This is a genomic window from Amnibacterium endophyticum, from assembly GCF_042680685.1.
GTDB lineage: Bacteria > Actinomycetota > Actinomycetes > Actinomycetales > Microbacteriaceae > Amnibacterium > Amnibacterium endophyticum.
The window spans coordinates 212,089-238,174 of the sequence record NZ_JBHUEA010000002.1 but is presented as its reverse complement, the minus strand read 5'-3'; the positions used below and the strand labels follow the sequence as shown (position 1 = coordinate 238,174).

The 26,086-nt window shown below is 74.6% G+C and carries 23 protein-coding genes and 1 pseudogene; 16 read left to right on the top strand and 8 right to left on the bottom strand.

What is annotated here, in order from left to right:
• From ACFSBI_RS02485 to ACFSBI_RS02465, 5 genes and pseudogenes are all read left to right on the top strand, one after another.
• Positions 1 to 239: pseudogene (locus tag ACFSBI_RS02485) on the top strand (putative immunity protein); the annotation flags it as partial.
• 223 nt (positions 240 to 462) lie between these two features.
• Positions 463 to 4,080: a transcription-repair coupling factor gene (mfd, locus tag ACFSBI_RS02480; protein ID WP_377931679.1), complete on the top strand. Its 3,618-nt coding sequence runs from the start codon at positions 463 to 465 to the stop codon at positions 4,078 to 4,080.
• Between the two features lie 273 nt (positions 4,081 to 4,353).
• Entirely contained in the window at positions 4,354 to 4,773 is a 420-nt protein-coding gene (locus ACFSBI_RS02475; protein WP_377931677.1) for a hypothetical protein, read from the top strand.
• A gap of 61 nt (positions 4,774 to 4,834) precedes the next feature.
• Positions 4,835 to 6,094, top strand: a complete 1,260-nt coding sequence (locus ACFSBI_RS02470) for an FUSC family protein (protein WP_377931675.1) — start codon at positions 4,835 to 4,837, stop codon at positions 6,092 to 6,094.
• 18 nt (positions 6,095 to 6,112) lie between these two features.
• Positions 6,113 to 7,294 carry an MFS transporter gene (locus ACFSBI_RS02465; RefSeq protein ID WP_377931673.1) on the top strand — a complete coding sequence of 394 codons (1,182 nt, stop codon included), beginning with the start codon at positions 6,113 to 6,115 and terminating at the stop codon, positions 7,292 to 7,294.
• 19 nt (positions 7,295 to 7,313) lie between these two features.
• On the opposite strand, the gene ACFSBI_RS02460 is transcribed toward ACFSBI_RS02465, so the two are convergent.
• A complete protein-coding gene (locus ACFSBI_RS02460) occupies positions 7,314 to 7,679 on the bottom strand; it encodes a VOC family protein (protein ID WP_377931671.1) in 366 nt (121 codons plus the stop codon).
• Between the two features lie 85 nt (positions 7,680 to 7,764).
• Here ACFSBI_RS02460 and ACFSBI_RS02455 point away from each other — a divergent pair, with 85 nt between their 5' ends.
• On the top strand, positions 7,765 to 9,225 hold the full coding sequence (locus ACFSBI_RS02455) for a cation:proton antiporter domain-containing protein (protein ID WP_377931669.1): 1,461 nt from the start codon (positions 7,765 to 7,767) through the stop codon (positions 9,223 to 9,225).
• A gap of 65 nt (positions 9,226 to 9,290) precedes the next feature.
• Here ACFSBI_RS02455 and ACFSBI_RS02450 read toward each other — a convergent pair whose 3' ends face one another.
• On the bottom strand, positions 9,291 to 10,448 hold the full coding sequence (locus tag ACFSBI_RS02450; protein WP_377931667.1) for a Na+/H+ antiporter NhaA: 1,158 nt from the start codon (positions 10,446 to 10,448) through the stop codon (positions 9,291 to 9,293).
• Positions 10,449 to 10,553: 105 nt separating this feature from the next.
• Between ACFSBI_RS02450 and ACFSBI_RS02445 the strand changes: the two genes are divergently transcribed.
• Entirely contained in the window at positions 10,554 to 11,459 is a 906-nt protein-coding gene (locus ACFSBI_RS02445; RefSeq protein WP_377931665.1) for an alpha/beta fold hydrolase, read from the top strand.
• Here ACFSBI_RS02445 and ACFSBI_RS02440 read toward each other — a convergent pair.
• Complete coding sequence (locus ACFSBI_RS02440) at positions 11,407 to 12,771, bottom strand: serine hydrolase domain-containing protein (RefSeq protein ID WP_377931663.1); 1,365 nt, start codon at positions 12,769 to 12,771, stop codon at positions 11,407 to 11,409. The two genes, ACFSBI_RS02445 and ACFSBI_RS02440, sit on opposite strands and share 53 nt — an antisense overlap.
• Before the next feature lie 70 nt (positions 12,772 to 12,841).
• Between ACFSBI_RS02440 and ACFSBI_RS02435 the strand changes: the two genes are divergently transcribed.
• From ACFSBI_RS02435 to ACFSBI_RS02425, 3 genes are all read left to right on the top strand, one after another.
• Positions 12,842 to 13,339 (top strand): GNAT family N-acetyltransferase, encoded by a 498-nt coding sequence (locus ACFSBI_RS02435; RefSeq protein ID WP_377931661.1) that lies wholly within the window; start codon positions 12,842 to 12,844, stop codon positions 13,337 to 13,339.
• Positions 13,340 to 13,565: 226 nt separating this feature from the next.
• Positions 13,566 to 14,954: an MFS transporter gene (locus ACFSBI_RS02430; RefSeq protein WP_377931695.1), complete on the top strand. Its 1,389-nt coding sequence runs from the start codon at positions 13,566 to 13,568 to the stop codon at positions 14,952 to 14,954.
• Positions 14,951 to 15,619 carry a nucleoside triphosphate pyrophosphohydrolase gene (locus ACFSBI_RS02425; protein WP_377931659.1) on the top strand — a complete coding sequence of 223 codons (669 nt, stop codon included), beginning with the start codon at positions 14,951 to 14,953 and terminating at the stop codon, positions 15,617 to 15,619. Before ACFSBI_RS02430 ends, ACFSBI_RS02425 begins: the two co-directional genes overlap by 4 nt.
• 67 nt (positions 15,620 to 15,686) lie before the next feature.
• Here ACFSBI_RS02425 and ACFSBI_RS02420 read toward each other — a convergent pair whose 3' ends face one another.
• Both ACFSBI_RS02420 and ACFSBI_RS02415 read right to left on the bottom strand, forming a co-directional pair.
• Positions 15,687 to 16,328 carry a Pr6Pr family membrane protein gene (locus tag ACFSBI_RS02420; protein WP_377931657.1) on the bottom strand — a complete coding sequence of 214 codons (642 nt, stop codon included), beginning with the start codon at positions 16,326 to 16,328 and terminating at the stop codon, positions 15,687 to 15,689.
• A 56-nt stretch (positions 16,329 to 16,384) separates the two neighbouring features.
• Positions 16,385 to 17,197 carry an MIP/aquaporin family protein gene (locus ACFSBI_RS02415; RefSeq protein WP_377931655.1) on the bottom strand — a complete coding sequence of 271 codons (813 nt, stop codon included), beginning with the start codon at positions 17,195 to 17,197 and terminating at the stop codon, positions 16,385 to 16,387.
• Between the two features lie 56 nt (positions 17,198 to 17,253).
• On the opposite strand from ACFSBI_RS02415, the gene ACFSBI_RS02410 reads away from it, so the two are divergent.
• Entirely contained in the window at positions 17,254 to 18,222 is a 969-nt protein-coding gene (locus tag ACFSBI_RS02410) for a cytochrome c oxidase assembly protein (RefSeq protein ID WP_377931653.1), read from the top strand.
• Positions 18,223 to 18,289: 67 nt separating this feature from the next.
• Here ACFSBI_RS02410 and ACFSBI_RS02405 read toward each other — a convergent pair whose 3' ends face one another.
• Entirely contained in the window at positions 18,290 to 19,339 is a 1,050-nt protein-coding gene (locus ACFSBI_RS02405) for an ABC transporter permease (RefSeq protein WP_377931651.1), read from the bottom strand.
• Positions 19,336 to 20,253, bottom strand: a complete 918-nt coding sequence (locus tag ACFSBI_RS02400; RefSeq protein ID WP_377931649.1) for an ABC transporter ATP-binding protein — start codon at positions 20,251 to 20,253, stop codon at positions 19,336 to 19,338. The genes ACFSBI_RS02405 and ACFSBI_RS02400 overlap by 4 nt, the downstream gene beginning before the upstream one ends.
• 185 nt (positions 20,254 to 20,438) lie before the next feature.
• Here ACFSBI_RS02400 and ACFSBI_RS02395 point away from each other — a divergent pair, with 185 nt between their 5' ends.
• Positions 20,439 to 21,665, top strand: coding sequence for a histidine--tRNA ligase (locus tag ACFSBI_RS02395; protein ID WP_377931647.1), 1,227 nt, complete (start codon positions 20,439 to 20,441; stop codon positions 21,663 to 21,665).
• A gap of 68 nt (positions 21,666 to 21,733) precedes the next feature.
• Here ACFSBI_RS02395 and ACFSBI_RS02390 read toward each other — a convergent pair whose 3' ends face one another.
• Positions 21,734 to 22,117 carry an MmcQ/YjbR family DNA-binding protein gene (locus ACFSBI_RS02390; protein ID WP_377931645.1) on the bottom strand — a complete coding sequence of 128 codons (384 nt, stop codon included), beginning with the start codon at positions 22,115 to 22,117 and terminating at the stop codon, positions 21,734 to 21,736.
• A 92-nt stretch (positions 22,118 to 22,209) separates the two neighbouring features.
• On the opposite strand from ACFSBI_RS02390, the gene eno reads away from it, so the two are divergent.
• The 4 genes from eno to ACFSBI_RS02370 all read left to right on the top strand — a co-directional run bounded on the left by eno (position 22,210) and on the right by ACFSBI_RS02370 (position 25,931).
• Complete coding sequence (eno, locus tag ACFSBI_RS02385; protein WP_377931643.1) at positions 22,210 to 23,490, top strand: phosphopyruvate hydratase; 1,281 nt, start codon at positions 22,210 to 22,212, stop codon at positions 23,488 to 23,490.
• A 705-nt stretch (positions 23,491 to 24,195) separates the two neighbouring features.
• A complete protein-coding gene (gene pnuC / locus ACFSBI_RS02380) occupies positions 24,196 to 24,861 on the top strand; it encodes a nicotinamide riboside transporter PnuC (RefSeq protein WP_377931641.1) in 666 nt (221 codons plus the stop codon).
• Positions 24,862 to 25,002: 141 nt separating this feature from the next.
• Positions 25,003 to 25,398, top strand: a complete 396-nt coding sequence (locus ACFSBI_RS02375; protein ID WP_377931639.1) for a septum formation initiator family protein — start codon at positions 25,003 to 25,005, stop codon at positions 25,396 to 25,398.
• On the top strand, positions 25,395 to 25,931 hold the full coding sequence (locus ACFSBI_RS02370; RefSeq protein WP_377931637.1) for a DUF501 domain-containing protein: 537 nt from the start codon (positions 25,395 to 25,397) through the stop codon (positions 25,929 to 25,931). Before ACFSBI_RS02375 ends, ACFSBI_RS02370 begins: the two co-directional genes overlap by 4 nt.
• The last annotated feature ends 155 nt before the right edge of the window (positions 25,932 to 26,086 follow it).

Sequence of the window (26,086 nt, the reverse complement as noted above, 5' to 3'; positions counted from 1 at the left end):
TGGGCGCGCACGCGCTCGGAGCGGCGGCCTACGCGGCGAGGGCGGCAGCCAGCGGCTCGCAGGACGCGCTGGCGGCGGAGGTCGAAGCGCAGCTCGACCTGCTCCACGCGGCTGCGCGCGCCGCGCTCGCGCGCCTGCCGCTGCTCGGCACCGACGCCGCCGGCCCCCTCGGCTCAGGCCTGCTGACCCGCGGCGACCTCGGCGCCGCGATCCAGCTGCTCCAGGCCGGACTCCGCTGACCGGCGGCTCGCTCCGCCGGCGGTCCCGTCCGAGTCCTTCAGCAGGAACACCGACCTCCAGCAGGAAGAACGGCGGCCGATCCTCCTGCTGGAGGGAGCCGTTCCTGCTGAAGGGGTCCGGACTTCCTGCTGAAGCACTCGACCTCGCGGCCGGAGGAGCGGCGGCGCTCGCTCACCGCGGACGGGCCCGGTGCTGTCGGACCGCTTCCGTAGAATCGGGTCAGTGAGCCTCTCCGGTCTGCCGCGCCTGCTCGCCTCCGCGGACACCATGTCGAACGCCCTGCAGGCGGCCTCCCGCAGCACCGACTTCTCCGCCACCCCCGGCCTGCACGCGCCGCTGCTCGCGGCCCTGCTCGGGCGGCGGCGCGAGCGCGGGGAGAGCGACGCGCTCTTCGTCGTCGCCGCGACCGAGCGGGAGGCGGAGGCGCTGCGCCTCTCCTTCGACTGCCTGCTGCCCGACGCGGAGCTGCTCGACTTCCCGGCCTGGGAGACGCTGCCCCACGAGCGCCTCAGCCCCGGCGTCGAGACGGTCGGCCGCCGCCTGCACGCCATCCGCCGCATGCACGCCTGGCGTCCCGGCGACCCGGCCCTCGTCGTCGTCGCGCCGGTCCGCGCCGCCCTGCAGCCGCTCGTCGCGGGCCTCGAGGCGGTCGCGCCGATCGTGCTGAAGAAGGGCCAGCGGGGGGTCGACCTGACGGCGACCGCGGACCGCCTCGTGCAGCTGGCCTACGCCCGCGTCGACCTGGTCACGCGCCGCGGCGAGTTCGCGGTGCGCGGCGGCATCCTCGACGTCTTCTCGCCCATCGCCGAGCACCCGGTCCGCGTCGACTTCTTCGGCGACGAGGTCGAGCAGATCCGCGGCTTCTCCGTCGCCGACCAGCGCAGCCTCGACGTCGAGGTGGAGGCCGCCGAGCTGGTGCCCGCCCGCGAGCTGCTGCTGACCGAGGGCGTGCAGCAGCGCGCCCGCGAGCTGCGCCACGAGTTCCCGAACCTCGCCCAGATGCTGGCAAAGGTCGCCGACGGCATCCCCGTGGAGGGCATGGAGTCGCTGGCCCCCGCGCTCGCGGACGCGATGGTGCCGATCACCGAGTACCTCCCGGTCGGCGGCGCGGTCTGCGTGCTCTCGCCGGAGCGGGTCGCGAGCCGGGCCGTGAGCCTCGCGGAGACGAACCGCGAGTTCCTCCACGCCGCCTGGAACGCCGCGACCGCCGGCGCGCAGGCGCCGATCGACCTCGAGTCGGGCGACTTCCTCACGGTGAACGCTCTGCGCGAGCAGGCGGGGAAACGCACGTGGTGGACGGTCTCCGGCTTCGAGGCGATGCCCGACACGGCGGACCTCGACCCGGCGAAGGCCGCCGCGCTGCTCGCCGACACCGCCGAGTACCTGCGCGTCGACGGCGCCGCGAGCCACGTCGTCCCCGGCAAGCCGGCAGAGCTGCTCGACCACCTGTCCTCCCGCCTCCGCCACGGCTGGAACGCCGTCGTGACGGCGGCCGGCAAGGGGCTCGTGGAGCGCGCCCGCGACGTGCTCGCCGAGCGCGGCGTCGCGGCCCGCCTGGTCGAGGACCTGCCGGACGAGCTCGAGCCCGGCGTCGCGTACGTCATGGTCGGCGACCTCGAGACCGGCTTCGAGCAGCCCGAGGTGCATCTGGCGCTCGTCACCGAGCGCGAGTTCTACGGCCGCGCCGCGAGCATGGACGCGCGCGGGCCGAAGAAGCTCGCCTCCCGGCGCAAGAACGTCGTCGACCCGCTGCAGCTGAAGGCCGGCGACCACGTGGTGCACCAGACGCACGGCATCGGCCGGTTCGTCGAGCTGGTCCGCCGCGAGGTCGCGCCGCTGACGAAGCCGGGCCCGCGCCGGGCGGGGGAGAAGGCGCCGGAGAAGGTCGTCCGCGAGTTCCTGCTGCTCGAGTACGCGCCGAGCAAGCGCGGCTACCCGGGCGACAAGCTCTACGTGCCGACCGATCAGCTCGACCTGCTGACCCGCTACGTGGGCGGGGAGGCGCCGCAGCTGTCGAAGATGGGCGGCTCCGACTGGGCGGCGGCGAAGGGCCGCGCCCGCAAGGCCGTGCGCGACATCGCGGTCGAGCTGGTCAAGCTCTACTCGGCGCGGATGGCGTCGAAGGGCCACGCGTTCGGCCCGGACAGCCCGTGGCAGCACGAGCTGGAGGAGGCGTTCCCGTTCGCGGAGACCCCGGACCAGCTCGAGACGATCGACGCGGTGAAGGCCGACATGGAGCGCGCGATCCCGATGGACCGCCTGATCTCCGGCGACGTCGGCTTCGGCAAGACCGAGATCGCGGTCCGCGCCGCCTTCAAGGCGATCCAGGACGGCAAGCAGGTCGCGATGCTCGTGCCGACGACGCTGCTCGTCCGCCAGCATCTCGAGACGTTCCAGGAGCGCTTCGCCGGCTTCCCGGTGAACGTGCGGCCGCTGTCCCGCTTCCAGACCGACCGCGAGGCGCGGGAGACGATCCGCGGCCTCGCCGACGGCACGGTCGACATGGTGATCGGCACCCACCGGATCCTCGCGAAGGAGGTCGAGTTCAAGGACGTCGGCCTCGTGATCATCGACGAGGAGCAGCGGTTCGGCGTCGAGCACAAGGACCAGCTGAAGAAGCTGAAGACGAACGTCGACGTGCTCGCGATGAGCGCGACGCCGATCCCGCGCACGCTCGAGATGGCGGTCACCGGCATCCGCGAGATGTCGACGCTGGCCACGCCGCCGGAGGACCGCCACCCGATCCTCACCTACGTCGGCGCGCGCTCGCAGGGCCAGATCACCGCGGCGATCCGGCGCGAGCTGCTGCGCGAGGGCCAGGTGTTCTACGTGCACAACCGGGTCTCCTCCATCGGCCGCATCGCTGCGGAGATCGCGGAGCTGGTGCCGGAGGCGCGGGTCGCGGTCGCCCACGGCCAGATGGGCGAGCACGCCCTCGAGCAGGTGATGGTCGACTTTTGGGAGCGCAAGTTCGACGTGCTCGTCTCGACGACGATCATCGAGACCGGCCTCGACATCGCGAACGCGAACACCCTGATCGTCGACCGCGCGGACAAGTACGGACTGAGCCAGCTGCACCAGCTGCGCGGCCGCGTCGGCCGCGGGCGGGAGCGCGCGTACGCCTACTTCCTCTACGACTCGGAGAAGCCGCTGTCGGAGACCGCGGTGGACCGGCTCGAGACGATCGCGGCGAACAACGAGCTCGGCTCCGGCATGCAGGTCGCGCTGAAGGACCTCGAGATCCGCGGCGCGGGCAACCTGCTGGGCGGCGAGCAGTCCGGCCACATCGCGGGCGTCGGCTTCGACCTGTACCTGCGGATGATCGGCGAGGCCGTGAACGACTTCCGCGGGGAGTCGAACGAGGGGCAGACGGAGCTGCGGCTCGAGCTGCCGGTCGACGCGCGCATCCCCGACCACTACATCGACAGCGAGCGGCTGCGGCTCGAGGCGTACCAGAAGCTGTCCGCCGCGGCCGGGCCCGCCTCCGACGAGGGCCGGATCGACCTCGTGCTCGAGGAGCTGGAGGACCGGTACGGCGAGGCGCCGGAGGAGGTGCGGAACCTGATCCGCATCTCGAAGCTGCGCCGGCTCGCGCAGTCGGCCGGCCTCTCGGACGTGGTGGCGCTGCCGAAGCTGCTGCGGATCAGCCCGGCCGAGCTGCCGGACTCCAAGCAGGTGCGGCTGCAGCGCATGTACCCGGGCTCCCGGGTGCTCGCGGGCGCCGTGACCGTGCCATGGCCGCAGACCTCCGGCGCCCCGCTCGCGGACGAGGGCCTGATCGAGTGGGTCCAGCAGCTGCTGACCGCGGTCTTCGCGCCCGCGCAGCAGACCGCCGCCTGATCTCATCGTGTAGGCAGTTCGCGTCTTCCGGGCCCGAACTGCCTACACGATGAAACCCAGCGTGCCGCTGGCGTCCCGGCATGGGGTGCTCGCGGAGGCCGTGGAGCTCGCGGGCGGGCTCGACGTGCGGCTCGGCGGCGGGATGAGGATCGCCTGATTCCGTTTTGAAGGTGATCCGGCCGCGCCGGATCACCTTCAAAACGGAATCGACGGGGCGCGGATGCACCCGAACCGGGGAGCGCGGCGGAGGGCGGGCAGGAGCAGGATCGCCGCGTGACCCGTGCGTCCACCCGCCTGCTGTTCGGCCTCCACGCCTCCGCCCGCGGCAACGCGCACGCGTTCGGCTACTCGATCGGGATCACCTCGACCTACGGGGTCGTCTCGATCCGACATCCGCACGCCACCGTGTGGGAGGTGCTCGCCTTCGCGCTCGCGGGCGTCCTCCAGTTCTCGATCCTGAACCTCGTCGTGGCGCTGCTCGTGAAGCGGCGCGGCGACGGGCCCGAGACCGAGCGGGTCTCCTTCATCGCGACGGCGACCGACGTGCTCGCGGTCGGCTTCGCCGTCGGGGCCGCGACGCTCGTGGCCTTCCTGCCGTCACCGCTCGCCTGGCCGCTCGCCGCCTTCGTCGCGGGCCTCGTCTACGTCGGCGTGCAGTCCGTGGAGTTCGCCACCGCGCGCTCCGCGGACTGAGGAGCGGGCGCGGCCCCGCTCGCGGCGGCTCCTGCCTACGCTGCTCCCACTGGGAGGGGCGATGGCGCGCATCACGGTCCGACGGCGGTTCCGGCTGCGCGTCGGCGCGCGCCGCCTGCTCGACCGCGTCTGGCCCGACCTGCCGACGACCTGGGCGGACGTGCCCGCCCGCCTCCGGCCCGCCGCGGTCCAGATCGCCCGCCTGACGGCCGCCGCGACGATCGCGTACGTCGTCGCCGACCTCGTCTCGCCCGGCATCCTCGACCTGACCGCGCCGCTGACCGCGCTGCTCGTCGTGCAGGCGTCGACCGTCGGCACGCTGCTGATGGGGCTCGTCCGCGTCGGCGCCGTGCTGACCGGGGTCGTCGTCGCGGTCGTCGTGGCGACCGGGATCGGGCTGTCGTGGTGGAGCCTCGCGCTCGTCATCGCCGTGTCGCTGGTGCTGGCGGGTGTGCTGCGGCTCGGCGACCAGTCGCTCGAGACGCCGATCAGCGCGATGCTGATCCTCGCGGTCTCGGTGCCGGAGCTCGCGGCGGAGACCAGGGTCCTCAACACGCTGATCGGCACGGGCGTCGGCGTGCTCTTCGCGTTCGTGGCGCCGGTCGCGATCCCGAACACGCGGGCGGGCGAGGCGGTGCGGCAGGTCGCCCGGTCGCAGGCCGCGCTGCTCGCCGAGGTCGCGAGCGCCCTCGGCTCGCGGCCGCCCGTGCGCGAGGAGGCGACGGCGTGGCTCGACTGGAGCGACCACGTCGTCGGGGACGTCGCGGCGGCGGGCGAGGAGGTCCGGGTCGTGGAGCGGACGCGGCGGCTGAACCCGCTCGCCTTCCGCACCGCCGCGGTGCACCCCGCGCTGCAGGGCGCGCTCGGGCGTCTGGAGCGATGCCTCGCGGCGGAGCGGGCGATGCTCGTGGTCCTTACCCGCGAGGCGGCCGACTCGGAGCGCGACGACGACGCGACCGCCGCGGAGCTGCGCCGCGCGTTCGCCCTGGTGCTGGACGACCTCGCCGAGGGGCTCCGCGCGTTCGGAGAGCTGATCCGGTCGGAGTACGACCCGCGCGCCCCGGACCGCCTCGGCTCGCGGGAGCGCTGCCTCGACGCCGTGCGGGAGGCCCGCGCGGTGCTGACCGAGCTGACGCTGCTCGACCTCGACCCGCGCCGCCGCCCCGACCTCTGGATGCTGCAGGGCTCGGTGCTCGCGTCGGTGGAGCACGTGCTGGAGCAGCTGGACCTGGAGCGCGACCAGCCCGTGCACCGCCTCCGCCCGGACGCGACGCAGGCGATCCCGGTGGTCCGCGCCCGGCGCCGCACGGCGGACGACTGACCCGGCAGGATCGTCCCCGTGGGGGACGCGCGCGACGACCGGATCACCCTCGCGGCCGCCGGCGGGCTCGGCGCGCTCGTGCTCGCCTCGTTCGTCGCCGTGACGACGGAGATCGTGCCGGTCGGCCTGCTGCCGCAGCTGACGCGCGCCTTCGGCGTCTCCGAGGCGGTGGCCGGCCTGCTCGTCACCGTCTACGCCGCGCTGGTCGCGGTGCTCGCCGTGCCGCTGACCCACCTGACGCGCGCGCTCCCGCGCAAGCCGCTGCTGCTCGCGACCGTGGTCCTCTACGCGGTCGGCAACCTCGTGATCGCGCTCGCCCCGCAGTTCGGCCTCGTCGTCGCCGGGCGCGCGATCGGCGGCGTCGCGCACGCGCTGTTCTTCTCGGTGTCCTCCGCGTACGCCGCGGCGCTCGTGCCGCCGCGGCTGCAGGGCCGGGCGCTCGCGATCGCCGCCTCCGGCGCCTCGCTCGGCTACGTGCTCGGGGTGCCGCTCGTCACCTCCATCGGCGCGGCGCTCGACTGGCGGGCGGCGTTCGCCGCGCTCGTGCTGGGCGCGGTGCTCGTGGCGCTCGCGGGCGCCGCCCTGCTGCCGGGCGTCCCGGTCGCACCGCCGCCCGCCGCGGACGCGCGCGGCCCGCGCAGCGCCCTCACCGGCGTCGCGGTCGTGAACGCCCTCGTCTTCTTCGGGCACTACAGCCTCTACACCTACGTCTCGGCCCTGCTGCTCACGGCGGGCCTTCCGGAGGGGGCGCTCGGCGCGGTGCTCTTCCTGCTCGGCGGCGCCGGGGTCGTGGGGCTGTGGCTCGCCGGGCTGACGATCGACCGGCGCCCGCGGGCCGGCTTCCTCGGCGCGCTGCTGCTCGCGACGGTCTGCATCGCCGCGCTGCTGGTGCTGCGCGGCACGACCGCGGGCGCGGTGAGCGGCACGACGGCGTGGCTCGTCGCGTTCGGCGCCGTCCCCGTGTTCTGCACCGCCGCCAGCCTGCGCACCCGCTCGCTCGCCCCGGACCTGTCCGCCGCGGTGAACAACGCCGCGTCGAACGTCGGCATCGGCCTCGGGGCGGCCCTCGGCGGGCTCGTGTTCGTGCTCGGCGGGATCGGCTCGGTCGTGCTCGTCGCGGCGGTCGCCTTCGCCGTCGCCGCGGCGCTCGTGCTCCTCCTGCGCGGCGGCTTCCCGGCCCGCCCGCCGGCCTCGGCGTGACCGCCCGGTCCGGAGGGGCTCAGGTGCGGAGCACGGACCAGATGTTGCCGGAGGGGTCCTCGAACCAGGCGATGTCCGGCCCCCGGCCGCGCATCGCGCCGTCCTCGTCCTGCCCCATGTCCGGGTAGCGGATCGGCTCGACACCGGCCTCGGCGAGCTCGCGGATCGCGGCGGCCACGTCCGGCACCACGAGGTTCAGCACGGTGAAGTCGGCCGGGGTGTGGTCCGGCTTCGGGTAGAGGATCGCCTGCGCGCCGCCCGGCAGGCGGAGGGTCGCGATCGGCCCGTCCTCCACCTCGAGCCCGACGCGGTCGCGCCAGAACGCCACCGCCTCCGGCACGTCCCGCACGCTCATGCCGCTGAAGGCGTCCGTCGTCGTCAACATCTCCGCTCCCTCCGGCTGCCCCCGAGCCTGCCGCGTCCGACCGGGATCGGCTCGGGTTCGGCGGGACCTGCCAGGCTGGGCCGCGATGGGTGAGACCGAGCTGTTCGCGGTGATCGTGCTGCTGTCCGCGCTGGCGCTCGTCGCGGCGATCGCGGCGAACGCATTGGGCAGCCGCATCAGCATCCCCGCGCCCGCGCTCTTCCTCGTGGTCGCCGCGGTCGTCTCGACGTTCTTCGAGGACCTCGGCCGGATCTCGCTGATCATCGACGAGCGCATCGTCACCGTGGCGCTGATCCTGATCCTGTTCGACGGCGGGATGCACATCGGGTTGAAGCGGTTCCGCAGCGCCGCCGGCTCGATCACCTGGGTCGGCGTCGTGGGCACGGCGCTCACGGCCGCGGCGATCGCGCTGGCCGCCCACTTCCTCCTCGGCTTCAGCTGGCAGGCGTCGCTGCTGCTCGGCGCCGCCCTGTCGCCGACCGACCCCGCGGTCGTCTTCGCGGTGCTCGGCCGCCGCGAGGTGGAGGGCCGCAGCGGCACGATCCTCGAGGGGGAGTCCGGCTTCAACGACCCCGTCGGCATCGCGCTGCTCGGCGTGCTGCTCGCCGCGGGCACCGGCTTCGACGCCGTCGTCGGCGGGGTGGGGGAGTTCCTGCTCGAGATGGTCGTCGGCATCGCCGTCGGCCTCGTCGGCGGCCTCGCCCTGTCCTGGCTGCAGCGCCGCGTCCGGCTGCCGAACGCCGCGCTGTACCCGCTCCGCAGCGTCGCCTTCGCGGCCCTGGTCTACGGCGTCGCGACGCTGGCGCAGGGCTCCGGCTACCTCGCGGTGTTCCTCGCCGGGATCCTCGTCGGCGACGACCGCGGGCCGTTCCAGCTGGAGGTGCGCCGCTTCACGAACGGGCTGTCGAGCCTCGCCGAGATCATCGCCTTCACCGTGCTCGGGCTGTCGGTGTCCCTCACCGACGTGATCCAGCCGCAAGTGCTGCTGCCCGGGCTCGCGATCGCCGCGCTCCTGATCCTCGTCATCCGCCCGCTGCTCGTCGGAGTGCTGCTGCTGCCGATCCGCCTCGGCTGGGGCGAACGCGGCTTCGTGCTCTTCGCCGGGTTGAAGGGCGCGGTGCCGATCCTGCTCGGCATCCTGATCCGCGACGCGGACGTGCCGGGCGCGCAGACGATCGCGTCGATCATCTTCGTCGTCGTCATCGTCTCGGTCGTGCTGCAGGGCGGGCTCGTGCCCCAGCTGGCGCGCTGGTTCAAGGTGCCGATGCGGGAGCAGGAGCAGCAGCCGTTCGTCGCCGGCCTCCGCTTCAGCGAGGACCCCCGCGACCTGAAGTCGTTCGTCGTCAGCGCGGGCTCGAAGGCGGACGGGGCGACGCTCGCGGACCTGTCGCTCGGCGAGCACGGCTGGATCAGCCTCATCCGCCGGAACGGCGCCGCCGTCCCGCTGCGGGGCGACACCCCGCTCGAGCCGGGCGACGAGGTGCTCGCCTACGCCGAGCCGGACCTCGACGCCGCGGGGCTGTTCACGGAGCCCGACCGCACCTGATCCCTTTCATCGTGTAGGCGGATCGCCCGCGCTGCGGTCCGATCCGCCTACACGATGAAGCGGGGTCAGGGCTGCGGGACGAGGGCCTCCTGCGCCTGGCGGGAGCGGCGCGCGATGAGCGGCACGAACACCGCCGACAGCACGATCGAGATGGCCGAGCCGATCAGCACCCCGAGCGTGGTGGACGTGCCGAGCATGCCCTCGCCGAACGCCAGCTGCGCCATCAGCAGCGACACCGTGAACCCCACGCCGGCGACGAGGCCGACGGCGACGATCTCCTGCGGCGTGAGCCGCGACGGGGAGGTCCGCCCGACGAGGGCGACCGCGATCGTGGTTGCGACCATGATGCCGACGAGCTTGCCGACCGGCAGCCCGACCGCGACGCCCCAGAAGGCCGGGCCGAAGGTCTCGCCCGACACGTCCTCGAGCCGGATCAGGCTCGCGGAGAACGCGAAGATCGGCAGGATCAGGCCGCGGGAGACCGGCTGCAGGGCGCGGTCGGTGCGCCCGGCGAGGCCGGCCGGCAGCACGAGGCCGAGCGCGACGCCGGCGAGCGTCGCGTGCACCCCGGACAGCGCCGTGAAGTACCAGACCAGCACGCCGAGGACCACCAGCGCCGTCAGCCGGACGCCGGGGCGCCGGGGCGTGAGCCGGGCGACGAGCAGGAAGACGCCGAGCAGCGCGGCGGCCGGCAGCAGCAGCAGGGGCTGCAGGTTCTTCGGGAACACGACGGCGATCAGGAGGATCGCGATCAGGTCGTCGAGGATCGCGAGGCCCAGCAGGAACGCGCGCACCCGGCTCGGCAGCCCGCGGCCGAGCAGGGCGAGGAGCCCCAGCGCGAACGCGATGTCGGTCGCGGTGGGGATCGGCCAGCCGCCCGACGCCTCGCCGCCGCCGGTGAAGGCGAGGTAGACCGCGGCGGGCAGCGCGACGCCGCCGAACGCGGCCGCTGCCGGCACGATCGCGGCGCGCGGGTTCGCGAGGTCGCCGTGGGTCAGCTCGTGCCGCAGCTCGATGGCGATGAGCAGGAAGAAGATCGCGAGCAGGCCGTCGCTGATCAGGTGCTCGACGGTGAGGTGCAGCCCGGTGAAGTCGACCGGCAGGTGCAGGTCGCGGGCGGCGAGCAGGCCGGGGCCGAGCGGGGTGGCGGCGAGGATCAGGGCGAGGGCGGCGGCGGCGAGCAGCAGCGTCGCGGAGCCGCGGTCGGACGTGATGAAGCGCACGGGGCCTCCAGGGTCGGGTGCGGAAGAGACCGCCCGGACGACCGGACGGTGCCGACCAGACTTCCCGGCGCGCCGCTCCCAGGATACCGGGCGCAGCATGGCCGGGTGAGGGCGGCGACACGGGAGACGATCGAGGTCGACGGGCATCGCGTCGGGGTCACGGTGGCGGGGGACGGGCCGCCGCTCGTGCTCCTGCACGGCATCGGGCGCGACCGCGACGACTGGGTCGCGCTGCAGCCCCTGCTCGCGACCCGGTGGACCACCTACGCCGTCGACCTCGAGGGCTTCGGCGTCTCGGAGCCGTGGGGCCCGTCGGTGACGCTCGCGTCGATGGCCGCCCTGGTGCGCCGCACCCTCGCCGCCCTCGGCGAGACGCGGCCGCTGCACGTGGTCGGGAACTCGCTGGGCGGAGCCGTCGCGCTGCGGCTGGCCGCGGACGACCCGGCCTCGATCGCGGCGCTCGTGCTGATCAGCCCGGCGGGCTTCGGGCGGGAGGCGGTCTTCGGGCTGCGCCTCCTCACGGTCCCGGGCCTCGGCCGCGCGCTGCTCGCTCTCGAGTCGACCGCGCCGTCGCTGCTGCTGAAGCGGACGGTCCTCGACCGCGATCCGGTCCGACGCCGGCTCGCCGTCGAGGCGGGCCTGCGGCTGCGGCGACCGGGCGCGAAGCAGGCCTACCTGCAGGTCGTCCACGACCTGGGCGGGTGGGGCGGCATCCATGAGGCCTGGCGCCGCGAGCTGCTGTCCGCGCTCGCCGCCTCCGGGGTGCCCGCCCTCGTGCTCTGGGGCGAGCGCGACACGGTGCTGCCCTTCGCGCACTTCGCCTCCGTGGCGGAGGCCGTGCCGCACGCCGTCGCGGAGTCCCTGCCCGGGTTCGGCCACATGCCGCAGCTGGAGGACCCGGAGCTGATCGCGGCGCGCATCGAGACCTTCTTCGCGGGTCTCCCCGGCGGCGAGGGCCTCAGCCGAGACGGACGACCAGCGTCTGCAGCCGCGGGCTCGCGACCGGCGTGAGGCGGATCTCGCAGCGCAGCGCGCCTCGCTCCCCGAACACGCTCCACACCAGGTGGGCGGGGGAGTCGCTCCAGGGCGCCGCGTCCGCGAGCGGCGCGATCGCGGCCGGGAGCCCGACGCGCTGCGCGAGCGCCTCGGCAGCGCGCCGGCGCCGGTCGGCGGTCTCGTCGAGGCCGAGGTTGTCCGATGCGATCGCGTCGAGCGCGTCGTCGTCCCACGAGCGCAGCAGCGCCTCCACGAGGTCGCGCGCGGCCACGGTCTCCGGCCACAGGTCGCCGGTCTCCTCCGCGCGCGCCGAGTCGAGCAGCAGCGACAGCGCGCGCGTCGCCGGCAGCGTCGCGCCGCTGTAGCGGGCGTTCTCGAGCACGACCGCGCCGATCCCGCTCGCGGTGTGCCAGCGCATGTGGGCGCCGTAGCCGGGGTAGCCGCCGGAGTGGCTGACGACCCGCCCGTGCCGCGGATCCTCCTCGACGACCAGGCCGTAGCCGTACGCGCGGTCGTCCGCGTCGGGCACCGGGGTCACGGGCGTCTGCATCAGGCGGCGGGCGGCCGCCGGCAGCACGGCGTCGTCCGCGTCGGGGCGCCAGGCGGACGCGAGCCACGCGGCCCACCGCGCGAGGCCGGACGGGCTCGCGACGATGCCGCCGAGCGCCGAGAACGCGCCGGGGGTCGCCCACGGCTGCTCGGCCCACTCGCCGTCGACCCGTGCATGGCCGGGGGCGATCGGCACGCCCGCGCTCCGGTCGAAGGCCAGCTCCGTCAGCCCGAGCGGCTCGAGCAGCCGCTCCGTCACCAGCCGGGGGTACGGGGTGCCGGTCGCGACCTCGAGCACGCGGCCGAGGATCGCGTAGCCGAAGCTCGAGTACTCGTACCGGGTGCCCGGCTCCCGCACGAGCCGCACGCCGTCCTCGAGCATCGCGTCGAACACGTCGGCCGGCATCGACTCCTGCCGGTCCGCCCACGGGTCGTCGACGGGGATCCCGCCGGCCATCGAGGCGAGCTCGCCGAGGGTCGGGGCGCGGGAGGCGCCGAGCACGCGGACCCGCAGCACCTCGTCGAGCGGCGTCTCGAGCGACAGCCCGCCCGCCTCCACGACCTGCAGCAGCGCGGCCGCGGTGAAGCTCTTGGTGCAGGACGCGACGCGGAACGCGGTCGCGGGACCGACCCCGCCGGCGTCCCCGGTCGCGACGACGCCCGCGGGCGTCAGGACGGCCCACGACGACGCGGGCGCCTTCCCCTCCCGCACGCGCTCCTGCACGAGGTCGTCGATCGCGGCGGCCGACAGCGCGGCCCGGTCGGTGCGGTACGCCACGCCCCGATCCTGTCAGGCCGGCCCTGGCGCCCTGCTGCCGCAGGGGCCGGCGCCGGTAGCGTGCGGAGCCGTGCCGCTCGTCATCCGCCCCCTCGAGAACGCCGACCTGGCCGCCGTCGTGGCGCTGAACAACGCCGCGCAGCCGGCCGTCCCGCCGGTCGATCGGGGCGGTCTCGCAGAGCTGACGGTCCTCGCCTCCGTCGCCGTGGTGGCGGAGGAGGTGCCCGGTGAGCCGCTCGGCTTCCTGATCGCGATGGACCCGGGCGTCGACTACGCCAGCGAGAACTACCGCTGGTTCATGCAGCGGGGCGGCTCGTTCGTCTACGTCGACCGCATCGTCGTGACGCCGTCGGCGAAGGGCCGCGGCGTCGGGCGCGCCCTCTACGGCGCCGCCTTCGACCGGGCGCGGGAGCACGGGCTCGACGAGGTGACGTGCGAGGTGAACGTGCGGCCCGCGAACCCCGACTCCCTCGCCTTCCACGAGCGCCTCGGGTTCCGCCGCCTCGAGGAGCAGGAGACGAAGGGCGGCGCCTACCGCGTCGCCCTCCTCGCGGCCCCCGCCTCGTGAGCACCCGCCCGCGCCCCCGCTCCGCTGGTCGAGGTGCGAGCGCAGCGAGCCTCGAGACCACCCGAGCCCGCGTGTCACGGCGCCGGCGCCCCCGATCGCGGACGACCTGCGGCGCGTCGGGAATGAGCGCGCACCCGAGCGGCTTGGTCTCCCGGTGACCTCCGCGCCCATCACCCGCCGCGACGTCGGGCTCAGGTCCGAGCGCGGGCCGATCCTGCTCGCCCTGATGCTCGCCACGGGCCTGATCGCGATCGACGCGACGATCCTCGCGACCGCTGTGACCTCGGTGACCGAGGACCTCGGGTCGTTCTCGAGCTTCCCGTGGCTGTTCAGCGTCTACCTGCTCGCCACGGCGGTCTCGGTGCCGATCTGGTCGAAGCTGTCGGACGTCGTCGGCCGCAAGCCGATGCTGCTCGCGGGCATCGCGCTGTTCCTGCTCGGCTCGATCCTCTGCGGCGCGGCGCCCACGATGATGACGCTGATCGTGTTCCGCGCGGTGCAGGGCCTCGGCGGCGGCGCGATCATGCCGATCTCGATCACGGTCGCGGGCGACATCTACACGATCGCGGAGCGGGCGAAGGCGCAGGGCTACCTCGCGAGCGTCTGGGCGATCTCCTCGGTGCTCGGCCCCACGCTCGGCGGGGTCTTCTCGCAGTTCGTGTCGTGGCGCTGGATCTTCTTCGTGAACATCCCGATCGCGCTGCTCGCCGGCTTCCTCGTGATGCGCGGCTACCACGAGAAGGCGGCCCGCACCCAGCACCGCATCGACTACGCGGGCGCCGCGGTGCTGACGCTCGGGCTGACCGCGCTGCTGCTCGGCCTGCTGGAGGGCGGCACCGCCTGGCCCTGGGCGTCGTGGCAGAGCGCCGTCGCGTTCGGCGCCGCCGCGGTCGCGCTGGTCGCCTTCGTGCTGATCGAGCGCCGTGCGGCGGAGCCGGTGCTGCCGCTCTGGGTGCTCGGGCGGCGCCTGCTGCTCACGACGACGCTGATCAGCGCCGGCGTCGGCATCGTCGTCACCGGGCTCACCTCGTTCGTGCCGAACTACCTCGAGCGCTCCGCCGGCGCCGCACCGCTGGTCGCCGGCCTCGCGGTCGCCGCCCTCACGCTCGGCTGGCCGCTGGCGGCGTCGAACGCGGGCCGCCTCTACCTGCGCGTCGGCTTCCGCCCGACCGCGCTCGTCGGCTGCGCCCTCGCCCTGCTCGGCGCGGTGCTGCTCGCCGTGACGGCGCCGCTCGCCTCCATCGCCCTCGTGGCGGTCGCGAGCCTGATCGTCGGGCTCGGGCTCGGCCTGGTGGCGACGCCGACGCTGATCGCCGCCCAGTCCTCCGTCGGCTACGGCGACCGCGGCGTCGTGACGGGGACGAACGTCTTCGCGCGCTCCGTCGGCTCCGCCGTGGGGGTCGCGGTGTTCGGCGCGATCGCGAACGGCGTCCTCGCGTCGCAGGCGGGGCGCCCGATCGGCGTCGCGACGATCGCGGCGACCCAGGCGGTGTTCCTCGGCACGATCGCGGCGGGCGTGCTCGCGCTCGCGGTCGCGGTCGTCATGCCGCAGGTGCGGCCGGACGGCAGCGTCGTCACCCGCACCCCGGCCGCCGTCTCGCCGGAGCCGGTGTGACCTCCGAGCTCGACCGCCTCGTCGCGGTGATGGCGCGGCTGCGCGGGCCGGGCGGCTGCCCGTGGGACGCGGAGCAGACCCACGCCTCCCTGGTCCGCTACCTGATCGAGGAGACCGCGGAGCTCGTCGACGCGATCGAGACCGGGGACCCGGCCACGATGCGCGAGGAGCTGGGGGACGTGCTCTACCAGGTGCTCTTCCACGCGGACCTCGCGGCGGCGACGCCGGGCGAGGGCTTCACGATCGAGGACGTCGCGCGCGACACCGCCGCGAAGATGGTCGGCCGCCACCCGCACGTGTTCGGCGACGCGGAGGCCGCGGACGCGGACGCGGTCGTCGAGGTGTGGGAGGAGCAGAAGCGGCGCGAGAAGGCGGACCGCGTCAGCGTGCTCGACGGGGTGCCGATGCAGATGCCCTCGCTGCTGCTCGCCGAGAAGCTGGTCGGCCGAGCGGCCCGGGCCGGGCTCGAGCTGCGGCCGCTCGCCGGCGAGCGCCCCGAGGCGGTCGACGCGGAGGAGGAGGAGGAGGCCGCGCTCGGCGACGCCCTGCTCGACACGGTGATCGACGCCGCCGCACGCGGGCTGGACGCCGAGCGCGCGCTCCGCGGAGCCGTCCGTCGCCTGGCCGACCGCATCCGCGAGACCGAGTCCCGCCCCCGCCCCTGACGGGGCTCGCCGATCCGCACCTCCTTCGCGGATCCGCAGTTCCGCTGCGGCACGCCGCGGCTCGCGCTCAGGACTCGGCGTGTCGGGCGGGAGCTGCGGATCCGCGAGGGATCTGCGGATCCGCGGGGCCACGGCGGGCGACGAGTCGCAGCAGCGCGCCGACGAGCGCGAAGACCCCCGCGATGACCGCCACCCAGCCCCAGACCACGCCGTACCCCTGGTCCGGGTCCAGGAAGGGGTACGGCACCCAGCCGTCGGTCGCGCCGCGCACCAGCACCACCGCGATCCAGACGATCGGGTAGACCAGCACGAGCGGCAGCAGGCGGATCGGCAGCCGCACCCGGTCGCGGACGAGCAGCCAGTCGAGCAGCATCGCCGCGGGGCCGACGCCGTGCAGCACGAGGTTGGTCCAGGAGGCGATGCCGGCGGGGGTCTCGAGCGGCGCGAGCAGCGTCCAGTAGACGACCCCGACGATGACGAGGTCGGTCGTCGCGATCCAGCGGACCGCCGACCAGGCGGTCGTCAGCGGCGTGCCGCGGGCCGTCCGCACGGCGCCCGCGAGCAGGACGGCGGCGCCCACCAGGTTCGACTGGATCGTGAAGAAGCCGAAGAAGTTCACGAAGACGAACGGGTCCGCGGTCACGGCCGACCAGGTCACGGCCGCGAGCAGCAGCAGGGCGAGCAGGGTCCGGACCACGGCGGCTGGCACCCCCCGACGGTAGGCCCGACGAGGCCGCCCGGTCGGCGGCGTGCCGGGACGCGGCGTCAGGGCTGCCGGACCGGGAGGTCGCTGACGCCCGTGCTCGAGTACCGGACGTCGTGGAACAGCTTCGTCGTGACCACGTCGACCCGGCCGACGAGCCGGTAGACGCCGACGCCGATCAGCATCCCGGCGACCGGCCCGATCACGTAGATCCAGTACACGTCGAGCGCCGGGGCGAGCACCGCCGGCCCGAAGCTGCGGGCCGGGTTCAGGCTCGTCCCGGTGAGCGCCGCGGTGCGCCACACGAGGGTGGCGTTCACGAGCCACAGCGCGAGCGGCGTGAAGCGGGCGGTCCGCTTGCTGCTCAGCATCCCGATCACCGTCAGCACCTCGATCGCGCCGATGCCGGCCTCGATCAGCACCGCCTCCCAGCCGCTCACGCCCGGGCCGGGCGTCGTCGCGCCGACCTCGACGCTGCGGGCGACGGGCCCCCAGGCGGCGAGCAGCAGCGCGGCGCCGGCGAGCGCGCCGGCGAACTGAGCGATCACGTAGCCGACCAGATCGTGCCGGTGCAGCTTGCCGAGCAGGAAGAACCCGCCCGTGATGATCGGGTCGACATGGGCGCCGGACAGGCGGCCGAGCGGGCTGAGCGCGAGCAGGGCGCCGGTGCCCGCGAACCAGAGCCCGGTCAGGAGGTAGCGCAGCGACATCGGCAGGCCGTCGAGCGGCATGCCCTTCCCGAAGTTGAAGCAGACCGCCGAGAGGCCGACCGCGACGAGCACGAGGGTGCCCGCGAACTCGCTGCCCCAGGCCTTCCAGTGCAGGCCGCCGATAGCCTCGGGCTGCGGGCGGGAGGGGCTGCTCGAGCCGGGCACGGCTCCAGCATCCCGCACGCGCGCCGGGTGCCGCCCACGCGCGTACTGTCGGGACGATGAGCGGCTGGATGTGGATGCCGTCGGCCCCGCCGACGCTCGCGGCCCTGCTCGCGGTGCACCTGCAGCCCGTGCCGGTGCTGCCCGTCGTCGCCGCGCTGCTCGGCGTGCTCTACGCGACCGGGGTCCTGCGGCTCCGCGCCCGCGGCGACGCCTGGCCGGTGACCCGCTCGCTCTGGTTCGCCGCCGGGCTGCTGGTCTGGCTCGCGGTGACGGCGACCGGGGTCGAGGGCTACGGGATGGAGCTCTTCAGCGTCCACATGGTGCAGCACATGGTGCTCGGCATGCTGGTGCCGATCCTGCTCGTGCTCGGTGCGCCGATGACGCTGCTGCTGCGCGCGCTGCCCGGTCGCTCCCCCGTGCGGAAGGGCGTGCTCGCCGTCGTGCACAGCCGCCCGGTCCGCGTGCTCACGCACCCGGTCGTCGTCTCGGCGATCTTCTTCGTCAGCCTGTACGGCCTCTACTTCACGCCCGTGTTCGACGCCCTCATGCGCACGATGTGGGGGCACAACCTGATGCTGCTGCACTTCATCGCGGTCGGCGGCCTGTACTTCTGGGGCATCCTCCGCGTCGACCCGACGCCGCGGCACTCCGACCGCGGCATCGGGGTGGTCGGCGAGGAGGCGGTGCCGGTGCTCGAGCTGGGCGCCGGGGTGCCGTTCCACGCCTTCTTCGGCGTCGCGCTGATGCTCTCCCCGGTGCTGCTCGCGACCGTCTACGCGCACCCGATGGCCTCGTGGGGCGTCTCGCCGCTCGGCGACCAGCAGGCCGCGGGCGGCATCGCGTGGGGCGCGACGGAGCTGCCGACGCTGCTCGTGCTCGCGGTGCTGTTCGCGCAGTGGCAGCGCTCCGACGCCCGGCGCGCGGCCCGCAGCAGCCGCGGCGCGGGACTGCGGCGCGAGGAGGAGGAGCTCGCGGCCTACAACGCGCGCCTCGCCGCGATCGCGGACCACGACGCCCGCGCCTGAACCCCGTCGGTCGGTGTTCGTGCTGCTCTGAGCGCCGCGGAGCAGCACGAACACTGACCGAATCGGGTCAGGCGATGCGGCTGCCGCGCGCCAGGCGGCGGGCGGGGGTGCGCAGCGCGCGGAGTCCCGCGAGCAGGGACAGCGCGCCGAGCAGCACGTGCACCGCGAGCCCGACGAACCAGCTCGGGACGGTGCGGGCCAGCACCTGCTGCTCCGACGGCCCGGGGACGTAGGTGCTCTCGGAGCAGGCGTCGTAGCGCTGCACCGTCTCGGGCGCGATCTGCAGCGAGCGGATGCCCGCCTGCATGCCCGTGAACAGGTCGGCGGGCGAACCGTCGCTGGTGAACTGCGCCGGGACGGCGTCGGCGAGCACGACGTACGGGTTCACCGCGAGCACGCCCCACACCCGGTCGTAGCTGGGCGCGGTGCTGACCGTCGTCTGGAAGTCGCCGCACACGACCGTGCCGTCGGCGGCCTCCTGCGACTCGTCGGTCGGGTAGCGGTCGATGGAGGTGATCGTGCGCGGGAAGGCGAGCCCGGCCAGCCCGAAGACGATCACCGTGCCGATCGACAGCGCCGCGACGACGAGGTAGGTCGTCACGACCGAGAAGATCGGGCGGGCGATGACGGCGGACAGCCCGACCCCGATCGCGGCCACGACGCCGAGCTCGACCGCGGTGACGCCGAGCGCGACGGCCGCCGCGGACAGGCGCACGCCGCCCGCGATCACGGCGACGAGCAGGAACGGCACCGCGACGACCAGGAACGCGAGCGCCGCCGCCCAGGCGGCGAGGAACTTGCCGAGCAGCAGCTGCGCCGCGCTGACGAGGGTGACCTGCGTCGTGGCGAGCGTGCCGGCGTCCCGGTCGCCGTTGATCGCGCCGCCGGCGAGGGCGGGGGTCACCAGGGTGCCGAGCAGCAGGACCAGGAAGACGAGGACGGGCACCACCTGCGCGCCGGCCTCCGCGCCGAAGGCGCCCGCGGTCGCGAGCAGCAGCGCCGTCGTCCCGGCGAGCACGACGGCCGCGACGCCGAGCAGCACGTACCAGGCGGTGCTGCGCACCCGCTGCCGCAGCTCGAGGTCGGCCACGGTGCCGACGAGGTCGACGGCGCTCATGCGTGCTGCTCCTCGGTCAGGGTCAGGAAGGTGCGCTCGAACTCGCCCGCGGCGGGGGCGAAGGCGGTGATGCGGACCCCGCGGCCCACCAGGTCCGCGAGCAGGTCCGCCGCGGCGTGCTCGTCGAGCACCGGCACGAGCACCCCGAGGTGGTCGCGCTGCACGCCGGGGCGGGAGCCGAGCGCGGCCTCGAGCGCCGCGTCGTCGGTCGCCCTGACGCGCCAGAGCCGCGCGCGCTCCCGCACCGCCGCGACGCGCTCGGCGGCGACGGTCGCGCCGGACTGCAGGTACACGGCGTCGTCCGCCATCTCCTCCAGGTCGGCGAGCACGTGGCTCGAGACGAGCAGCGTGCGGCCCTCGCCGGCGAGGCGGCGCACGAGGACGCGCAGCTCCACCCGTGCCGCCGGGTCGAGGCCGCTCGCCGGCTCGTCGAGCAGCAGCACGCCCGGGTCGTGCACGAGGGCGCGGGCGAGGCTGAGCCGCTGCTTCTGCCCGCGGGACAGCACCCGCGTCGGCTGGTCCGCGAGCGGCTGCAGGCCGACCAGCTCGATCAGCTCCTGCGCCCGCGCGGCGGCCCGCGGCTTCGGCAGCCGGTACAGGCGGCCGGTCAGCTCCAGGGTCGCGCGCGTCGTCAGCGCGGCCCAGGACCCGAGCACGTCCGGCATCCAGCCCATGCGCGCCCGCACCGCGGCCGGATCGACCAGGGGGTCGGCCCCCGCGATGCGGATCGTGCCCGCATCCGGCGCGAGCAGCGTCGCGAGCATCAGCATGAGGGTCGTCTTGCCGGCGCCGTTGGGGCCGATCAGCGCGGTCACGCGGCCCGGCCGCGCGGTGAAGGAGGCGTCGGCGACGGCGTGCACCGGCCCGAAGGACCGCCGCACGCCGTCGACCACGATGCCCTCGTCGGTCTGCATGCGGTCACCGTAGGGAGCCGCGCGGGCCGCCGTCATCCCTCTGCCGAGGGAGGACCCGCCGTTCCGCCGATGGAACAGGGGGTCTCCCTCCGCTCGCGCTTCCCACTGCCCGCACTCGCCGCTGGTCGAGGTGCGGAGCGCAGCGGAGCCTCGAGACCACCCCGGCCCGCTGGGAGGATGGACCCGTGCCAGCCCCCGTGAACCCGCCGCGCGGCATGCGCGACCTCCTGCCCGCCGAGAAGGCGAAGCGGGAGCACGCGCTGTCGGTCATCCGCGCCGTCTACCGCGCGCACGGCTTCGACGAGATCGAGGCGCCGGCGATGGAGGAGTACGGGCGACTGCACGCGGGGCTCGGCGGCGACAACGAGAAGCTGTCGTTCAGCGTGCTGAAGCGCGGCACCGGGCCGGAGCAGTGGGGCGCGGCGGAGGACGCGGCCGACGTCGCCGACCTCGGCCTGCGCTACGACCTGACCGTGCCGCTCGCCCGCTTCTACGCGAGCAACCAGGCGCAGCTGCCGGCCGTGTTCCGCGCCGTGCAGATCGGCCCGGTCTGGCGGGCTGAGCGCCCGCAGAAGGGCCGCTACCGCCAGTTCGTGCAGTGCGACATCGACGTGCTGGGGGAGCCCGGGCCGCTCGCCGAGCTGGAGCTGATCGGCGCGACCGCGGCCGCGCTCGACGCGCTCGGGCTCGAGGGCGCCTCGGTGCGCATCAACGACCGCCGCATCCTGACCCGGCTGCTCACGACGTGGGGCGTCGCCGCGGAGGCGGGCGGCCAGGCGCTGATCACGATCGACAAGCTCGACAAGATCGGCGTCGCGGGCGTCGTCGACGAGCTGGGCGCGCAGGGGGTCGACACTGCCGGGCTGCACGAGGCGTTCGGGCAGCTCGCGACCGCCGGCTGGGACCTCGCGGTCGACCCGCCCGCCTGGCTCGACCTCGAGGCGTACACGGACCTGCTCGCGCTCCGCGACGCGCTGCCGCAGGTCGAGCTCGTCTTCGACCCGACGCTCGTGCGCGGCATGGGCTACTACACGGGCACCATTTTCGAGATCGCGCACCCCTCCTCGACGTCCTCGCTCGGCGGCGGGGGCCGCTACGACGGGATGATCGGCCGCTTCCTCGGCCGGGAGGTGCCGGCGGTCGGCTTCTCGATCGGCTTCGAGCGCATCGTCGACCTGCTGCCCGACCGCGGCGGCGAGACGGTGGCGACCGCGCTGCTCCACGACGCGGACGTGCCGGTCGCGGCGCTGCTCGACGCGAAGCGGCGGATGCAGGAGGGCGGCGGCCGGGTGCGCCTCGAGCGGACCCGGAAGAACCGTCGCGCACAGCTCGACGCGCTCGCCGCGGAGGGCTTCACCCGCTTCGCGGTCGTCACCGCGGAGGGCGCGGGCGACCTCCGCCCCCTCGCCTGACCGGGTTTCATCTTGTAGGCAGAAGTGCCGGACGGCCCGGGGAGATGCCTACAAGATGAAACCGCGGGTCAGCGGAGGAGGCGGGGCGGGGCGCTGCGGCGCCAGGACGCGTCGAGCAGCTCCGCGACCTCCGTCCAGTCGGTGTCCGGAGCGTCGACGTCGATGCCGAGCCAGCCGCGCGGGCCGAGGTAGGCGGGCACGAAGAAGCGAGGGTCCTGCATCCGCGCCGGCCGCTCGTCGTCGTCGACGTGGACGAGCACGGCGTGCGGGTGCATCACCTTCTCCGGGCCCCGCGTGCCGCCGCCGTAGATCGCGAACGCGGGGCGGTCGGCCACGTGGAACCACGGGCGGCCGTGGCTCAGGCGCTCCTCCGCCTCCGGCAGCGCGAGCGCGATGGAGCGGACGCGTGCGAGCAGCGGATCGTCCTCGTCGAACATCACCGGGTGGGCCATGCGGGCAGTCCAGCACCGGCGGAGCGCCCCTCGCTAGAGTCGACGGCGGCCCGGCGCCGGCGTCGGGCGAGACGCGCGAAGGGACTTCCTCAATGGCCGCCATCGACACCATCGACGCTCGCGAGATCCTCGACTCGCGCGGCAACCCGACCGTCGAGGTCGAGGTGCTGCTGGAGGACGGCGTCGTCGCCCGCGCGGCCGTCCCCTCCGGCGCCTCCACCGGCGCGTTCGAGGCCTACGAGCTGCGCGACGGCGACAAGAAGCGCTACGGCGGCAAGGGCGTCGAGAAGGCGGTCGCGGCCGTCATCGACGAGCTCGGCCCGGCCGTGGAGGGCATCGACGCCGCCGACCAGCGCATCGTCGACGCGACCCTGATCGCCACGGACGACTCCGACAACAAGCAGAACCTGGGCGCGAACGCGATCCTCGGCGTCAGCCTCGCGGTCGCGAAGGCGGCCGCGCTCTCGGCCGAGCTGCCGCTGTTCCGCTACGTCGGCGGCCCGAACGCGCACGTGCTGCCGGTGCCGATGATGAACGTCATCAACGGCGGCGCGCACGCCGACTCGAACGTCGACATCCAGGAGTTCATGATCCTGCCGATCGGCGCGGACTCCTTTCGGGAGGCGCTGCGCTGGGGCGCGGAGACCTACCACGCGCTGAAGAGCCTGCTGTCGAGCAAGGGCCTCTCGACCGGCCTCGGCGACGAGGGCGGCTTCGCGCCGAACCTCGAGAGCAACCGCGCCGCGCTCGACCTGCTCGTCGAGGCGATCGGCAAGGCCGGCTACACGCCGGGCAAGGACATCGCGCTCGCGCTCGACGTCGCCTCGACCGAGTTCTTCGAGGGCGGCTCGTACACCTTCGAGGGCCAGAAGAAGTCGGCCTCCGAGATGAGCTCGTACTACGCCGAGCTCGTCTCCGCGTACCCGCTGGTCTCGATCGAGGACCCGCTGGCCGAGGACGACTGGGAGGGCTACGCCACGCTGACCTCCGAGATCGGCTCGAAGGTGCAGATCGTCGGCGACGACCTGTTCGTGACGAACCCGGAGCGCCTGCAGAAGGGCCTCGACGGCGGCGCGGCGAACTCGATCCTCGTCAAGGTGAACCAGATCGGCACGCTGACCGAGACGCTCGACGCGGTCTCGCTGGCGCAGCGCCACGGCTACACCGCGATCCTCTCCCACCGCTCCGGCGAGACCGAGGACACCACGATCGCCGACCTCGCCGTCGCGACCGACTGCGGGATGATCAAGACCGGCGCCCCGGCCCGCAGCGAGCGGGTGGCGAAGTACAACCAGCTGCTCCGCATCGAGGAGGAGCTGGGCGAGGCCGCCGTCTACGCCGGCCGCTCCGCCTTCCCGTGCTTCAAGGGCTGAGCCCGCTCGGCGGGGCCCTCTCGATCGGGCCCCGCCGCTCCGTCGCCGCTCGAACGGTGGTGAACGCAGGCCGATGTGACGGATGAAGGCCGGATCGAAAAGATCCGGCCTTCATCTCCGACATCGTCCTGCATCAGCGACGCCGGTCCGCGCCACGCCCGTGCCCTCCAGACTCCGCCCCGGCTCCCGGCTTCCGGCTTCCGGCTCCTGGCTCCTGGCTCCTGGCTCCTGGCTCCTGGCTCCTGGCTCCTGGCTCCTGGCTCCTGGCTCCTGGCTCCTGGCTCCCGGCTCCCGGCTTCCGGCTCCTGGCTCCTGGCTCCTGGCTCCCGGCTCCCGGCCCCGCTGTCGCGCGGTACTTGCGCCCTTGCGCGGTCGGTGTACCCACCGCGCGGAGGCGGAAGCACCGCGCGAGGCGGCACGGGTACCGCGCGAGGGTGCGGCGACGCCTGCACCACGCTCCGATGACGCGCGGAGACGGCCGCGGACGGACGCGGGTCGTCGGCGCGGCGGATCTGCGCCATGATGGGCGTGTCCGACCCGAGTCGTGGCGTCCCGCTCTTCAGCGGATGCCGGCCTCGACGCAGGTCCGGTCACCTCCGCTGCGGCGGGGGAGCACGTGGCCCGGCGCTGCCGGGGAGGCCCGCCGCCGCGGGTGGTGAGTCCGCCGCGCCCGCGGACGGGCCGCCGGAGCTTGAGGAGACCCTCGTGGACGTCCTGAGATGGCTGTTCGACGCCGAGTTCCACATCGGCACCCAGACCCTGCTGTGGCGCGAGGTGATCGGCAACGCCTTCGGGCTCGCCAGCGCGCTCGGCGGCATGCGGCGCCGCATCTGGGCCTGGCCCGTCGGCATCGTCGGCAACCTGCTGCTGCTGACCGTGTTCCTCGGCACCGTGTTCGGCACCCCGAACCCGGTGAACCTGCTCGGGCAGGCGGGCCGGCAGATCATGTTCATCGTCGTCAGCGTCTACGGCTGGTACCGCTGGACCCGCCGCCCCGCGGACGGCGGCGGCGCCATCGAGCCGCAGTGGGCGTCGTGGAAGGCGCGCATCGGGCTCGTGGTCGCGATGGTGGGCGGCACCCTCATCCTCACGCCGCTCTTCCGCGCGCTCGGCTCCTACGAGCCGGTGTGGAGCGACGCGTGGATCTTCACGGGCTCCCTGCTCGCGACCTACGGCATGGCGAAGGGCTGGGTCGAGTTCTGGCTGATCTGGGTCGCCGTCGACGTGGTCGGCGTGCCGCTGCTGTTCTCCGCCGGGTACTACGCCTCCGCCCTGATGTACATCGTCTACGGCGGCTTCACCCTGTTCGGCTTCTTCGTCTGGCGCCGCCGCCGGATCGCCCGCCCCGAGCCCGTGGTCACCGTCGGCTGAGCGGGGCGTCGCCGCTTTCGTCCCCTCTCGGGGGCCGAAGGGGGACGGAAGCGGCAACGCCCCTGCCCGGCGGCGCGCCCGCGGGACCGGCTCCAGGCCCCGGCTAGCATCGCCGCTCGGACCACGGCGGAGGAGGCAGCGATGGCCGCACCACGGGTGCGCGTGCCCGGGCTCGCGATCGCGGCCCTCGCGGTGCTCGTCGTCGGCGTGTTCACGATCGCCCCGACCCTCAGCACCTACCTGTCGCAGCAGCAGAAGGTGCGGGACGCGCAGGCGCTCGTCGCGCAGCAGCGCGCCGACCTCGACGACCTGGCCGCGCAGCGGGCGCGCTGGGACGACCCGGCGTACGTCCGCGCGCAGGCCGGCGCCCGCCTCTACTACGTGATGCCCGGCACGACCGCCTACCGCGTGATCCACGCTTCGCCCGCCGCGCCGGCCGCGGACGAGACGGCGCGCAGCACCGCGTGGCCCGAGGTGCTGGCGCGCTCCCTGACCGCCGCCGGCACCACCGACGAGCCCGCGGAGCCGGGCCGGTGACCCGCGCGCCCTCTGCGGCCGACCTCGACGCCGTGTCCGCGCAGCTCGGCCGCCCCGCGCGGGACGTGCTCGCGATCGCCGCCCGCACGACCGACGGCGCGCCCGCGGTCGTCGCGACCGCGCCGCGGCTCGCGGACGGCACCCCGTTCCCGACCTTCTACTACCTGACCCACCCCGCCCTCGTCGCCGCGGTCTCGCGGCTCGAGGCCGACGGGGTGATGCGCCCCTGGAGCGAGCTGGTCGCCGAGGGCGGCCCGCTCGCCGAGGCCTACGCGGCCGCGCACCGGGCCTACCTCGCCGACCGCGCCGCCGCGGGCGACGTGCCCGAGGTCGCCGGCACGAGCGCCGGCGGCATGCCGGTGCGGGTGAAGTGCCTGCACGCGCTCGCGGGGCACGCGCTCGCCGCGGGCCCCGGCGTGAACCCGATCGGCGACCTCGCGCTCAGCACCGCGGCCGAGGCGGAGCCGGAGGTCGCGCGCCTCGTCGGCCGCTGGCCCGCGCCCGCGCCCCTCCCCGCCCCCGCCGGCGACTGATCCGCTTCCGTATCGCGATACATGCCGCCTCGGCGCGCTCGAGGCGGCACCTATCGCGATACGAGCGCGCCCTCCGCGGAGCAGGACCCGAAGCGGGGGCGCCGCGGCCCGGGAAGTCGTGGCCGCTTCACCGGTAGCATTCATGGGCCTTGCAA

Excerpts from the sequence above, each read along its gene's own strand:
- ACFSBI_RS02470 (WP_377931675.1), top strand. The coding sequence starts at position 4,835 with ATGGCGCGCATCACGGTCCGACGGCGGTTCCGGCTGCGCGTCGGCGCG.
- ACFSBI_RS02460 (WP_377931671.1), bottom strand. The coding sequence starts at position 7,679 with ATGTTGACGACGACGGACGCCTTCAGCGGCATGAGCGTGCGGGACGTG.
- ACFSBI_RS02455 (WP_377931669.1), top strand. The coding sequence starts at position 7,765 with ATGGGTGAGACCGAGCTGTTCGCGGTGATCGTGCTGCTGTCCGCGCTG.
- ACFSBI_RS02430 (WP_377931695.1), top strand. The coding sequence starts at position 13,566 with ATGCTCGCCACGGGCCTGATCGCGATCGACGCGACGATCCTCGCGACC.
- ACFSBI_RS02410 (WP_377931653.1), top strand. The coding sequence starts at position 17,254 with ATGAGCGGCTGGATGTGGATGCCGTCGGCCCCGCCGACGCTCGCGGCC.
- ACFSBI_RS02405 (WP_377931651.1), bottom strand. The coding sequence starts at position 19,339 with ATGAGCGCCGTCGACCTCGTCGGCACCGTGGCCGACCTCGAGCTGCGG.
- ACFSBI_RS02400 (WP_377931649.1), bottom strand. The coding sequence starts at position 20,253 with ATGCAGACCGACGAGGGCATCGTGGTCGACGGCGTGCGGCGGTCCTTC.
- ACFSBI_RS02390 (WP_377931645.1), bottom strand. The coding sequence starts at position 22,117 with ATGGCCCACCCGGTGATGTTCGACGAGGACGATCCGCTGCTCGCACGC.
- eno (WP_377931643.1), top strand. The coding sequence starts at position 22,210 with ATGGCCGCCATCGACACCATCGACGCTCGCGAGATCCTCGACTCGCGC.
- ACFSBI_RS02375 (WP_377931639.1), top strand. The coding sequence starts at position 25,003 with ATGGCCGCACCACGGGTGCGCGTGCCCGGGCTCGCGATCGCGGCCCTC.